The organism is Halorubrum rutilum (assembly GCF_042665015.1).
GTDB lineage: Archaea > Halobacteriota > Halobacteria > Halobacteriales > Haloferacaceae > Halorubrum > Halorubrum rutilum.
Genome location: NZ_JBHTBL010000005.1, coordinates 13,842 through 26,583, shown reverse-complemented (window position 1 = coordinate 26,583; position 12,742 = coordinate 13,842). Strand labels below are relative to the sequence as shown.

Sequence of the window (12,742 nt, the reverse complement as noted above, 5' to 3'; positions counted from 1 at the left end):
TCCTACGCCGGCAGCGCCGACTCGGGCACCGTGCCGTCGTCGTTCCACCCGCGGAGCTCGTAGTACGAGTCGATGGCGTCGTCGAGGCCGGGGAGCTCCGCCTCGTACGGGAGCCGGTCGTCATCGCCGTCGAGGCCGCGCCGGTTGTTGAAGTGGCGCTCCAAGGTAACGGTCCGCGCGCCCGCCGCGAGCAGCTCCTCGAAGTCGGCGTCGAACAGGAGCTCGTACCGCTCCGGCGTCATGAAGTCGCGGGAGAACTTGCAGACGACGCCGCTGTCGTTGAGCGCCATCAGGTTCTCGCGCTCGACGAGCCGCTCGGCCTTCCCCTCGAACCCCGCGGGCGCCATCGCCTCCCCCTCCTCGACGAGGGGGTACTCCACCGAGTAGAACGTCGCGTACATGTGGTCGGCGCCGCGGTTCGCGACCGCGTACGAGAGCGCCTGTCCGTGGAGGAGCCGCCCCTCGTGGGCCGCGAAGTCCATGTTCTTCACCGACCAGTTCCCCACGCCGAGGTCGTCGTGGATCCGACCGATCCCCTCGGCGAGCCGGTCCCCCACGCCCTCTCGGCGGGCGGTCTTCTCGACGAGGTCCCAGATGAGCTCGCGGTTACCGAACTCGTCTTCGGCGGCGAGGTAGGCGGCGATCGTGTTCCCCATCGAGATCGCGTCGAGCCCGTACTCGTCGCACAGGCGGTTCGACTCCATCACGTCGACGACGTCGTCGACCCCGGCGTTGGAGCCGAACGCCATCGCCACCTCGAACTCGGGCCCCTCGGTCTCGACGCCGCGCGCCTCGTCGCGGGTCGGGAGCTTGCAGGCGAACGCGCAGGCCGAACAGGTCCCCTTCTTGTACTTCTTCTCCGCGACGGCGGCGCCGTTGATCCCCTCGACGCCCTCGAAGGAGCGCTCGGAGAAGTAGTACGACGGGAGCCCGTCCATCTCGTTCGCGAGGTCCATCACCGCCACCGTCCCCTGCTCTTTCATGATGTGGTCCTCGGTGGCGGCCTCGCGGTGGATATCGGTCGCGGTCGCGTCGATCGAGAGTTCGGGCGCCGAGTCGCCGCCGAACGTGACGGCCTTCACGTTCTTCGCGCCGAGGACCGCCCCCAGCCCGCCGCGGCCGAACGCGCGCTCCTCCGTCGTCATGATCGACGCGAACCGGACCTCGTTCTCGCCCGCGGGGCCGATCACGGCCGTCCGGTCGCTGGAGATGTCGCGCTCGTCCTCCAGGTAGCCGGTCGTCTCCGGGACCGTGGCCCCGGCGAGCCCCGGCACCGCCTCGAACTCGACGCCGTCGTCGCGCACGTGGACGATCACCAGCTCGTCGCTCGCGCCGGTCAGCTCGATCGCCCCGTACCCCGTCGCCGCGAGGTGACGAGAGACGAAGCCGCCGGCGTTCGACGAGAGGAGCCCGTCCGTCAGCGGCGACACCGCGGTGCAGTTCGTCCGCCCCGTGAAGCTCATCTGGGACGCCTGCATCGGCCCGGTGGTGAAGACGGCCCGGTTCTCGGGACCGAGCGGGTCCGCGTCGAACGGGATCCGCTCGTGCGCGAGCCGCGTCGCCACGCCGCGCCCGCCGATGTATCGCTCCTGAACCCCCCCGATGTCCGTCTCCGCCGTCGTCCGCGCGCCGACGTCGATCGACAGCAGCGGCCCGGTGCTGTGTAGCATGATCGATCCTCCGTGGACGAGACACAAAAAACCGAGCAAGCCGGACGAACTGCCGGCGTTACCCCCTCTCGACCGCTCTCCCGGGATCGCTCGGAGGGCGCCTCAGCGACGCTTCGGAGCGAATTCCCGGGGAACGCCGGTGAATACGTACACAGAATTCGTTTGTATAATACACGGTAAATTTATGCCGCTGCTCCCGGATTCCCTTCGTAGAGCCCCGCATGCCACGCGAACACGTCTTCGACGAGGCCGAGTACGAGCGGCGGGTCGCCCGGACGAAAGAGCGGCTGCGCGAGCGCGACCTCGACGCGGTCGTCGTCAGCGACCCGGCGAACATGAACTACCTGACCGGCTACGACGGCTGGTCCTTTTACGTCCACCAGGCGGTCGTGGTCACGCCCGACCGCGACGAGCCGGTCTGGATCGGTCGCGACATGGACGGCGACGGCGCGCGGGCGACGACGCACCTCGCCGAGGAGAGCATCCGCGCGTACAGCGACGACCACGTGCAGTCGCCCCGCGACCTCCACCCGATGGACTACGTCGCGGGCGTCCTCGACGAGCTCGGCGTCGCGGACGGCCGGATCGGGCTGGAGATGGACGCCGCCTACTTCACCGCGAAGTCGTACACGCGGCTGCGGGGGAACCTCCCCGACGCCGACTTCGAGGACGCGACGCTGCTCGTCGGCTGGATCCGGATCAGGAAGTCCGAGCGGGAGCTGGAGTACATGCGGCAGGCCGCCCGCATCTCCGAGAACGCGATGCGGGCCGGCCTCGACGCGGTCGGGGAGGGGGTCCCGGAGTACGAGGTCGCCTCCGCGGTCTACCGGCAGCTCATCGACGGGACCGACGAGTTCGGCGGGGACTACCCGGCGATCGTCCCGCTGATGCCCTCTGGCGATCACACCGGCACGCCGCACCTCACCTGGACGGACCGGCGGTACGAGGACGGCGACCCGGTGATCATCGAGCTCTCCGGCTGTCGGCACCGCTACCACTCGCCGCTGGCCCGGACGACGTTCGTCGGCGATCCCCCGGCCGAGCTCGAAGAGACCGCCGACATCGTCGTCGAGGGGTTGGAGGCGGCGCTGGACGCCGCGGCGCCCGGCGTCAAATGCGAGACCGTCGAGGAGGCGTGGCGGGAGACCATCGAGCGGTACGGGATCGAGAAGGAGGACCGCATCGGCTACTCGATGGGGCTCGGCTACCCGCCGGACTGGGGCGAACACACCGCGAGCATCCGCCCCGGGGACGAGACCGTCCTCGAAGCGGACATGACGTTCCACATGATCCCCGGCATCTGGACCTCCGACGTCGGCATGGAGATCAGCGAGACGTTCCGCGTCACCGCGACCGGCGCGGAGACGCTGGCCGACTTCCCGCGGGAGCTGTTCACGGCCTGAGCGGTGACGAGAGGCGCCTCACAGGAACTGAATCGAGCGATCGCTCTCGGGTCTGTGCTGTAGGTGCGCGGTACAGCGGTCTCATCAGGCCGAGGCCGGTTCGGACGAGGACGACCGGAACTCGTCGATGTGGTCGTAGTAGTACGCGAGCGCCCGATGGACGTCACCGAGACTGAGATCGGGGTACAACTGCGTGATCTCGTCGGGACCGTAGCCGCTGTGTTCGTACGCCGAGGCGACGTCTCTGACACGGATTCCCGTCCCTTCGATCGTCGGCGCACCGTCGCTGTGTTCTGAATCCCGAACGATTCCCATATGTCGAATTGGCCGTACACCGACTTAAACACGGGGTCCGGCGATCGAGCCGTCCCGCTCCGGTCGAGACGCGTACCTCGCGCGGCGATACGCCTCGATCGATCGCGACGAAGTCAGTCGGGCGTGGCGACCGCGTTCTCCAACTCCCCGCCCTCCTCCAGCGCGTCGACGTTGTCCGCAACGATGTCGGCCAGCCGGTCCCAGTGTTTCGGGGTGTGACCGCCGGTGTGCGGGGTGATGAGGCAGTTCTCCAAGTCCCAGAGGACGTGGTCCGACGGGAGCGGCTCGGGGTCGGTCACGTCGAGCGCGGCGCCGCGGATCCCCTCGGTCTGGAGCGCGGACACTAAGGCGTCGGTGTCGACGAGGCCGCCGCGGGCCGCGTTGACGACGACCGCGTTCGGCGGGAGCGTCGCCAGCTCCGCCTCCCCGACCATCCCGCGGGTCAGGTCGTTGAGCGGGCACGCGAGGACGACGTAGTCGGTCCGAGCGAACGCCGCGTGGACATCCTCGTCGTCGAAGCCGAGCACCTCGTCGGTGGGGCCGCCCTTCTCGGGCGTGTAGCGGATCCCGATCGTCTCCACCTCGAAGCCGGCGAGCCGCCGGACGACGGCCTGGCCGATCGAGCCGAGCCCGACGACGGTGACCGTGCTGTCGGTGAACTCGCGCGACTGGAAGTGGCGCCACTCCCCGTTCGCCTTCCGGCGGAATCCCTCGTGGAGGTTCCGCGCGAACACGAGCATGTTGGCGATCGACTGCTCGGCGATGCCCGGGGCGTGGATCCCGCCCGCGTTCGTCACGCGAACGCCGTGCTCGCGGAGCGCGTCGGTCGGGACGTGGTCGGTGCCGGCGAAGGTACACGCGAACAGCTCCAGGCGGTCGGCGCGGTCGAGGAGGTCGGCGTCGAGGGTGATGCCGGTCGCGACGCGGGCCCGCGGCACGAGGTCGCGCTCCTCGGCGGGCGTCCGCGCGAGCGCGACCGTCCGGTCCGGGAGCCGCTCGCGGAGCGCGTCCGCGTACGACGCCATCGACAGGCCTTCCGTCCCCTCGCGCAACACGACGATGTCGGGGTCAGCGGTCTGGTCTGAGCTCATGAGCGGTGGGCGCGTCGGAACGACGCGTTGACGGATCAACGCGAGGGGGTTTCTTAGCCTTTCGTGTATCCAATGTACACGACAATCGTGTACGACGAGCCACGCTTAAGACGGTCGAGCGAGAGAGCCACTCGCATGAACGAACCGATCCGCGATCGGCTCGCCAGCGTCCGCCGCCGCTTCCACCGACACCCGGAGCCCGCGTGGCGCGAGTTCCTCACGACGGCGACGCTCGCCGAGGAGATTCGGTCGATCGGCGTCGATGAACTCGCGATCGGCCCGGACGCGTACGACCCGGCCGACCGCATGGCGGTCCCCGACGCCGACCTGGAGCCGTGGATCGAGCGCACCCGCGAGCACGGCGCGGACGAGGAGCTGCTCGACCGCATGACCGGCGGGAACACCGGCTGCGTCGCCGTCCTCGACCGCGGCGAGGGGCCCGCGATCGGCCTGCGCGTCGACATCGACGGGCTGTTCATCGAGGAGTCGACCGCCCCCGACCACGACCCCGTCGACGAGGGGTTCCGCTCCGAGATCGACGGGACGATGCACGCCTGCGGCCACGACGTGCACATGACGTGGGGGCTCGCCGTCCTCGAAGCGATCGCCGAGAGCGACTTCGCCGGCCGGCTGGTCGTCTTCTTCCAGCCGGCCGAGGAGACCGGCGGCGGCGGCCACCCGATGGCCGAGAGCCGGTTCGCGGACGACCTCGACTACCTGCTCGCGGTCCACGTCGGCCTCGATCACCCGACCGGCGAAGTCGTGGCGGGGATCGAGAAGCCGCTGGCGATGGCGCACCTGGACGCGACGATCGAGGGCACGTCGGCGCACGCCGGAAAGGCCCCGAACGAGGGCGACAACGCGATGCAGGCGATGGGGACGGCGATCGTGAACGCGTACGGGATCGCGCGCCACGCCGACGGCATGACGCGGGTGAACGTCGGGTGGGCCGAAGCCGGCAGCGCGAGCAACGTCGTCGCCGAGCGCGCGGAGATGGAGGCCGAGGCTCGCGGCGAGACGACCGAGCTGATGGAGTACGTGAAACGCCGGTTCGAGACCACCGTGCGCGCCGCGGCGACGATGCACGGCTGTCGCGGGACCGTCGACGTGGTGAGCGAGTCGCCGCGCGCGGACAGCGACCCGGAGCTGCAGGCGCTGGTGACCGAGGTCGCCGAGGGGGTCGACGGGATCGACGGCGTGCGCCCGGCGGCGGACTTCGGCGCGAGCGAGGACGCGACGTTCCTGATGGAGCGCGTCCAGGACGAGGGCGGGCTGGCGACGTACCTCATCGTCGGCACCGACCACCCGACGAGCCACCACACCCCGACGTTCGACGTCGACGAGCGGAGCATCCGACACGGGGTGGACGTCCTCGTCGGCGCGATCCGGGACCTCGAACGCCGGCACCCCGTGCCGCACACCGGGGGCCACGCGACCGTCCGGTCGGGGGCGACCGGCGACGGGTCCGGTCAGGGGTGAGCGGCGACGATCCCGACGGCGAGGAGACGACGAAGGCCGTCAGCTGACCGCCGCGCTCGCGCTGACGGCGTCGACCGCGTCGAGGAAGAGCCCGGTCCCGAGCGCGATCTCGCGTTCGGTCGCGTCGAGTGGAGGGAGGAGCCGAATCGTCTTCTTCCCGCAGCCGAGCGTCAGGAGGCCGCGATCGAGGGCGGCCTCGACGACGGCCGAGCGCCGCTCGGGCGTGTCGAACTCCACCGCGAGCATCAGCCCCTTGCCGCGGACGTCGACGACGGTCTCCGGCGCGTCGTCGCGGAGGAGCTCCCTCGCCTGCCGGCCGCGCCGGGTCGCGTTGTCGAGCAGGCCGTGTTCCTCGATCGCCTCCAGCGTGAGCGCGCCCATCATCGAGCCGAGGAGGTCGCCGCCGCCGAACGTCGAGCCGAGGCGGTTCTTCTCCGAGGGGAAGACGTCCGACCGGGAGATCGTCGCGCCGACGCGCAGCGCCTTCGCGGCCGCGATCACGTCCGGCTCGATGGGGTAGTGGTCGGACGCCCAGATCTCCCCGGTCCGCCCGACGCCGGACTGGATCTCGTCGGCGACGAGCGGGATGTCGTACTCGTCGGTGACGGCCGCGACCTCGTCCATGAACGCGTCGCTGGGGAAGCGGTAGCCGCCGACGCCCTGGATCGGTTCGAGCGTCAGGAAGGCGATCTCCGCGGGGTCGACGCGGCCGCCCTCGGGCGCGAGCATGCTCCGGAGCCGGGAGCCGCCGCCGGCGAAGAAGCCGCAGTCGCAGGTCTCGGCGTCGCAGCCGCGGTCCGCGCAGAACGGCACCGTCTCGATCCCGCCGATCTCGGGGTAGCGGCGCGTGTACACGTCCTTCGACTTCGTCAGCGAGAGCGTCCCGAGCGTGCGGCCGTGGAAGCTCCCCTCGAAGGCGACGCCGTACTTCGCGGGCGAGCGGTGGTCGTGCGTGATCTTCATCGCGTTCTCCATCGCCTCGGCGCCCGAGTTCGAGAGGAAGACGGTGTCCATCCCGTACTGATCCGAGACGTCGGTCAGCCGGTCCATGAGGTGACTCGACCCGGGGAAGTCCGCCTCCTCCGGGGTCGGACCGGAGCCGAAGTACATGTCCTGGCCGGCGATCTTCAGCGGCTCGACGAGGTCGAACTCTCGCAGCTTCGAGAGCACCTTCTCGTTGTTGTAGCCGAGGGGGGCCGCGCCGATGTGACAGGTGAAATCGAGGAGGACGTTGCCGTCGACGTCGGTGACGAAGGGGCCGTCCGCCTCGCGGGTCACGTCCCAGACGAACTCGTGGGAGTACTCGCTGGGCGCGGAGTGCGACTGGTGGAAGTCGACCCAGCGCCGCGCGTTCGGGCCGGGGATCGCGTCCGCGGACGGTTCGGCCGTGTCCCTATCCATACACAGATTATGTGTACTACGTACATTAAAACTTGGTATAGCGGCCGGACGAATCGGACGCGACCGCCGTCAGTCGTCGTCCGATCCGGCGGACTCGACCGGTCTCGACGGGGCGTCGGCGTCGTCGCGCGACCCCCACAGCACGGTCTCACGCTGGAACAGCACCTGGGCGTAGTTCCCGCCGAAGTCCTTGATCAGCGACAGCATCGCGAGGAAGCAGACGAGCGCGAACGGCGTCCCGGTGATGATCGCCGCCTGCTGGAGCGTGTTCGCGCTGCCGCTGCCGCCGAGGATCATCAGGATCGCCGCGGTCATCCCGAGGACGACCCCCCAGAAGATCCGGTTGACGTTCGACGGCTCGGCCTTCCCGCCGGTGGTCATCATCGAGACGGCCAGCGTCGAGGAGTCCGCGGACGTGACGAAGAAGGTCGTCACGAGTATCATGAACGCGTAGATCAGCACGGAGCCCACCGGGATCGTCATCGACGCGCCCCCGACGTTCAGCGAGAAGTTCAGCGCCTCGAAGAGGATGAACCCGGACACCTCGGGGCCGGCCTCGCCGGCGATCACCGCGCCGAAGTCGGCGATGCCGTTGTGCTGAGCCCACACCGCCGTGCCGCCGACGAAGGTGAACCACGGGATGGTGGCGCCGGATGTCGCGACGATCCCCGTGAACGCGACCTCGCGGACGGTCCGCCCCTTGGAGATCCGCGCGATGAACAGCCCCGCGAACGGCGACCACGAGAGCGCCCACGCCCAGTAGAACACGGTCCACGCGTTCATCCAGCTGGTCGCGCTCCCGTCGCCGCCCCCCATCGCCCCGGCGCCGGTGAAGAGGCTCATCGAGACGAACTCGCTGACCATCCCGCCGAACGCCTGCGTGCCGAGCAGCACGAGGAACAGCGTCGGGCCCACGACGAACGTCACGAGCATGAGCGCGACGAAGAGGATCATGTTGAAGTTCGACAGCCGGCGGATCCCCTTGTCGACCCCGAGCACCATCGAGGTCGTGAACAGGAGGGTCATCATGGTGACGACGAGGAGGATTCCCAGGTCGCCCATGCTGATCCCCCACTGGTAGTCGAGGCCGGTGACGAACTGGCTCCCGATGAAGCCGAGCGAGGTGGCGACGCCGCCGATCGTCGCGAAGACGGCGAGGATGTCGACGACCTTCGCGGCCGGGCCGTCGAGGTTGTCGGCGCCGAGGATCGGCGTGAGCGCCGACGAGACCCGCAGCGGGACGTTGTCGTAGTTGTACGCGAAGTAACCGATCGCGATGCCCATGATGGTGAACACCGCGAGCTGCGGCAGCGCCCAGTGGAACAGCGTCTGCTGGACGGCGACCGTCATCGCCTCGGCCGATCCGCCCTCGACCCCACCGAACAGCGGCGAGGGGTTGTTGTAGTAGAACAGCGCCTCCGTCGGGCCCCAGAAGACGACGCCGGCCGCGAAGCCCGCCGAGTACAGCATCGCGAAGAAGGAGAGGAAGCTGTACTCAGGCGGCTCGTCGCCGAGCTTGATCGCTCCCCACGGGCCGACGATCAGGAAGAGGAGGAAGAGGACGATCAGGAAGACAATGAGCAGCAGCGCCCAGTTGAACGCGCCGAGCAGCTGACTGTTCAGCGACGAGATGCCGCTCTCGACGGCGGACGGGCTGATGAAGAACGCGACGATCACGCCGAGCGTGATCAGCGCGCCGAACGCGAAGACGATCGGGTCGATCTCCTCGCGGAACTCGGTGAAAATGCCCCCCTCCGAGCCGCTCACGGCGTGACACCTCCGTCACGGCGACGACTACTTGGTCCACGGTGCCTCCGCCGGTCGAGTACCATGCCACGTGCTGGCATACACGGTGGATCGAAATTGTACACAATAAGTGTTTCTCAGTGTGGCGCCTCATAACCGTATTATGAAGTATGTATATATATTCAACGAGAACCGTATAGGATCCGGAAGAGACGCGATCGACAACTTCTAACGGAGTTTACTCGACAGTCAGCAAGAAAACACCGAGATAACCGAAGACATCGTGTCGAACCGCGCCGAAACTCGAACGGCGGCGAACCTGTCAAGGTCGAGTCCGCGTCGAAAAACGGGTCGGCGGCGGATGGCGTGTCACCGATATTCGTTACCGGCCGGGGCTGGACCGTCGGGAGCGGTCGGTGCTCAGCCCGTCGGCAACGCGTCGGCCCGCCGGCAACGCGTTAGTTCGTCAGCTCTTCGAGCGTGCGCTCGTGGGAGGCGGCGCTCTCCGTCAGTCGCTCGGCGAACTCGTCGACGCGGTCCTTGATCTCCTCGCCGGCCTCCTCCGGCGAGAAGGAGTCCGACATGGTCAGCAGGCGGACGAACGCGCGCAGCTCCTCGTCGGTGAGCTCGGCGAACTCCTCGTCCTCGAGCTTCCCGACCACCTCGTCGACGTCGATCTGGCCGACCGGGTCGACGTTGAACTCGACGTTGACCATGCGGTAGTTCGACCCGGCGAGCCGCTGTTCCGCCTTGCCGACCCCCTCCGAGAGCATGTCCTTGAACGGCGTGTGGTACCCCATCGTGCCGAGGTGGAGGAACGCGAGCATGTCGGTGATCCCCTGGGTGTACGCCTCGCGGTCCTCGTCGTCCGGGTCGAACACCGTCTTCCGATCGCGCTCCTCCAGACACTCGAAGAGGATGCTGAAATCGAGGATGGCGTTCCGGACGCGGCGCCGGATCCGGTTCCGCTTCTGCTTGCGGGAGTGGTCCGTGTAGTCCGTCTTGCGCCCGAGCAGAAAGTCACGGTCGGAGGGGGTGAGGATGCCGCGGGGCCGGTCCGACTCGGCCGCCGCCTCCAGCGACTCCGGCACGTCGTTCTGGCTCATGTCCCGAACACCGGGTGCCACGGGATTAACAGTACTGGTCCCGCGAACGCGCTCGCGCTCGCTCGGGCCGCGAAGACTCGCTTACAGTCCCGCTACGGGCGCCGCCGCGAGAGCTCGACGAACGCGTCCGACAGCAGGTCGACGCCGATCCCGAGGCTCTCCTCGTCGATATCGAACGTCGGGGTGTGGTGGCTCGTCGGGTGGTCGGTGCCGACGAGGACGTACGACGCGAGCCCGCCGGCGTCCTGAACCCGCCCCATCAGGTAGGTCCCGTCCTCGCTCACGCCGAACTCCTCGGTCGGGACCACGCGGTCGACGCCGTCGACGTCCCACGCCACGTTGCCGATGACCTCCCGGAGCGCCGGGTGGCTGTCGACGCACGGCGACTCGCTGATCACGCGGGGGGTGACGTCGCAGTCGTGGAGCTCGGCGGCGGCGTACAGGACCCGTTCGAGCTCGGTGCGCGCGTACGTCATCAGCGCGGTCGTCTCGCCGCGGACCTCCGCCTCGATCGTCACCGCCTCGGCGACGACGTTGCTCGCGGAGCCGCCCTCGATCCGGCCGACGTTCACCCGCGTCGCGCCGTCGGCGTGGCGCGCGATCCCGTACGCGTTCTGGATCGCGGCCGCGGCCGCCTGCATGGCGTTCGCGCCCTCGTTCGGCGCCTTCCCCGCATGGGCGCTCGCCCCCTCGAAGGTGGCCGTCAGGTGCGCCATCGCCAGCGGGCTCTCCGCGCCGGCGACGATCTCGCCCGTCGGGTGTCCGAGCCCGACGTGGAGCGCGAAGAGGTAGTCGACGCCGTCGAGGTGGCCGCTCTCGGCCATCGCCTTCCCGCCGCCGGAGACCTCCTCGGCCGGCTGGAAGAACACCTTGAGGGTGCCTTCGAAGTCGCTGTCGGCGATCGCCTCGACCGTCCCGAGCGCGATCGCGAGGTGCGCGTCGTGGCCGCAGGCGTGCATGTAGCCGTCGTGTTCCGAGCGGAACCCCTCCGCGGCCGGCCGGTGGTCGGGGTCGGTCGACTCGCGGATCGAGATCGCGTCGAGGTCGACGCGCAGGCCGATACACGGCCCCTCGCCCCGCGCGAGCGTCGCGACGACGCCCGTGTGGCCGCCCGCGGTCCGGTCGAGCAGGTCCCCGTCGACCCCGGCGTCGCGGGCCCGGTCGAGCCACGGTCGGATCTCGTCGTCGTCGGGAACGGCCATCCGCTCGTCGGTCGCGAGCGCCTCGCGGCCGACGGCGATCTCGTCGACGCCGATGCGTTCGAGCTCCTCGACGACGCGGGCGGTCGTCCGGAACTCCCGCCACCCCGGCTCCGGATGGCGGTGGAACGCCCGCCGGAGATCGCTCAGTCTGGCTCGCGCGTCGTGAGGCATCTGTCCGGAAGGAAAGCGGTCAGGCTACTTAACGATAGCCGCCGGACGGGCGGGGGGTCAGAGCGAAAGGGGGTGTCACTCCTGGGGCGGCCCGGACCAAACCGCCTCGATCCGCCCCTCGACCGCATCGAGTACGGTCGCATGTACTTCGAGCGGGTGGAGCGACGACAGGTCGAGGTCCGTGACCGTAGCGCCCGTCGGCGGTTCGTGAAAGTGCACTCGGCTGTTGTGCGCGTTCGGATGTCGGTCCCAGCGACACTCCCATCGACCGGTATCCCGAGTCTCGACGTAGTGTATCGAGAAGTCGCCCGTGGCGAACCACCGAACGTCGATTCGCGCCGTAGCCACCGTCTCGGGGTAGCGGTCCGCGGCGAGCGACGCGCGAAGGAGCCGCGGTTCGTACGGATCCGGTTCGAACTGGACCTCGTCGACCAGCGGATCGGCCGTCAGTTGTCGCTCGATCAGTCGTAACGTCTGTCGGTCGGGCGGACCGGTCGAGCCGGACGCCGAACTATCGGAGGGCGGGTCCATCTTCAGGCGGGGATCAGGTGACCGTCGTTCTCCGAGAGCCGGCGGGCCAGTTCGTAGAGTCGAATGTCCCGAGTCACGCCCTTCCACTCGCTTACCGCGGTCATTCGGTCGTGGATCGTCTCGTGGTCGGCGGCTTCGAACACGGAGACGGAGTTCGGATCGGCGGTCTCGAATCGGTCCTCGTATTCGGCTCGCCGCTCTTCGAGCGCCGCGACGCGACCGACAATTTCGTCGACGGAGAGCTCCGCGGCGATCCGGCTCGCGTCCTGCCATTCGAGGTAGCCGTCGTGTCGCTCGTACGTCGCGGGGCGGGTCTCTCGGTTCGCGCGAGCGACGCCCATCTCCGCCAGTCGGTCGAGATGCTTCTTCGCCGCGTTCGGAGAGCAGTCCGCGAGCTCCGCGATGTCGGTGTACGCCGTCGGCGACGTGATCCCGAGCACGACGTCGTAGACCCGGCCGAACGTGTCCGTATCGTCCTGCCACCGAGACCCCTCGGCTCCGGGTTCCGGTGCCGGATCGAACTCGCTCATACTGCCATCTACGTGGAGGGCCTCAATATATCTTTGTATCTCTCAAATATCTGTGCGAATCCGCGGAACGGCGGTCGCCGACGAAGTCGTTCGCTTG

Annotated in this window: 11 protein-coding genes; 2 read left to right on the top strand and 9 right to left on the bottom strand. The window is 68.9% G+C overall.

Annotation, left to right across the window (positions count from 1 at the left end; genetic code table 11):
- Window positions 1–2: 2 nt before the first annotated feature.
- Window positions 3–1,670 (bottom strand): aldehyde ferredoxin oxidoreductase family protein, encoded by a 1,668-nt coding sequence (locus ACFQMF_RS06320; RefSeq protein ID WP_256409294.1) that lies wholly within the window; start codon window positions 1,668–1,670, stop codon window positions 3–5.
- Window positions 1,671–1,891: 221 nt separating this feature from the next.
- Here ACFQMF_RS06320 and ACFQMF_RS06315 point away from each other — a divergent pair, with 221 nt between their 5' ends.
- Window positions 1,892–3,073, top strand: a complete 1,182-nt coding sequence (locus tag ACFQMF_RS06315) for a M24 family metallopeptidase (RefSeq protein ID WP_256409293.1) — start codon at window positions 1,892–1,894, stop codon at window positions 3,071–3,073.
- A gap of 84 nt (window positions 3,074–3,157) precedes the next feature.
- On the opposite strand, the gene ACFQMF_RS06310 is transcribed toward ACFQMF_RS06315, so the two are convergent.
- Together ACFQMF_RS06310 and ACFQMF_RS06305 are read right to left on the bottom strand one after the other, a co-directional pair.
- Window positions 3,158–3,388: a DUF433 domain-containing protein gene (locus tag ACFQMF_RS06310; protein ID WP_092567054.1), complete on the bottom strand. Its 231-nt coding sequence runs from the start codon at window positions 3,386–3,388 to the stop codon at window positions 3,158–3,160.
- Between the two features lie 113 nt (window positions 3,389–3,501).
- A complete protein-coding gene (locus ACFQMF_RS06305) occupies window positions 3,502–4,479 on the bottom strand; it encodes a D-2-hydroxyacid dehydrogenase (protein ID WP_256409292.1) in 978 nt (325 codons plus the stop codon).
- 135 nt (window positions 4,480–4,614) lie between these two features.
- On the opposite strand from ACFQMF_RS06305, the gene ACFQMF_RS06300 reads away from it, so the two are divergent.
- Window positions 4,615–5,958 carry an amidohydrolase gene (locus tag ACFQMF_RS06300; protein WP_256409291.1) on the top strand — a complete coding sequence of 448 codons (1,344 nt, stop codon included), beginning with the start codon at window positions 4,615–4,617 and terminating at the stop codon, window positions 5,956–5,958.
- A gap of 39 nt (window positions 5,959–5,997) precedes the next feature.
- Here the strand turns inward: ACFQMF_RS06300 and ACFQMF_RS06295 are convergent, their stop codons facing one another.
- The 6 genes from ACFQMF_RS06295 to ACFQMF_RS06270 all read right to left on the bottom strand — a co-directional run bounded on the left by ACFQMF_RS06295 (window position 5,998) and on the right by ACFQMF_RS06270 (window position 12,645).
- The gene (locus tag ACFQMF_RS06295; RefSeq protein ID WP_256409290.1) at window positions 5,998–7,359 is read right to left on the bottom strand and encodes an aminotransferase class III-fold pyridoxal phosphate-dependent enzyme; all 1,362 of its coding nucleotides are present in this window, start codon (window positions 7,357–7,359) and stop codon (window positions 5,998–6,000) included.
- A gap of 69 nt (window positions 7,360–7,428) precedes the next feature.
- The gene (locus tag ACFQMF_RS06290) at window positions 7,429–9,126 is read right to left on the bottom strand and encodes a BCCT family transporter (RefSeq protein ID WP_256409289.1); all 1,698 of its coding nucleotides are present in this window, start codon (window positions 9,124–9,126) and stop codon (window positions 7,429–7,431) included.
- A gap of 437 nt (window positions 9,127–9,563) precedes the next feature.
- Window positions 9,564–10,211 carry a hypothetical protein gene (locus ACFQMF_RS06285; RefSeq protein ID WP_256409288.1) on the bottom strand — a complete coding sequence of 216 codons (648 nt, stop codon included), beginning with the start codon at window positions 10,209–10,211 and terminating at the stop codon, window positions 9,564–9,566.
- A gap of 92 nt (window positions 10,212–10,303) precedes the next feature.
- Window positions 10,304–11,584, bottom strand: a complete 1,281-nt coding sequence (locus tag ACFQMF_RS06280) for an amidohydrolase (RefSeq protein ID WP_256409287.1) — start codon at window positions 11,582–11,584, stop codon at window positions 10,304–10,306.
- Window positions 11,585–11,659: 75 nt separating this feature from the next.
- Window positions 11,660–12,115, bottom strand: a complete 456-nt coding sequence (locus ACFQMF_RS06275; protein ID WP_379791722.1) for a toxin-antitoxin system TumE family protein — start codon at window positions 12,113–12,115, stop codon at window positions 11,660–11,662.
- 2 nt (window positions 12,116–12,117) lie between these two features.
- Window positions 12,118–12,645 (bottom strand): DUF7342 family protein, encoded by a 528-nt coding sequence (locus ACFQMF_RS06270; RefSeq protein ID WP_256409285.1) that lies wholly within the window; start codon window positions 12,643–12,645, stop codon window positions 12,118–12,120.
- Window positions 12,646–12,742: the final 97 nt, after the last annotated feature.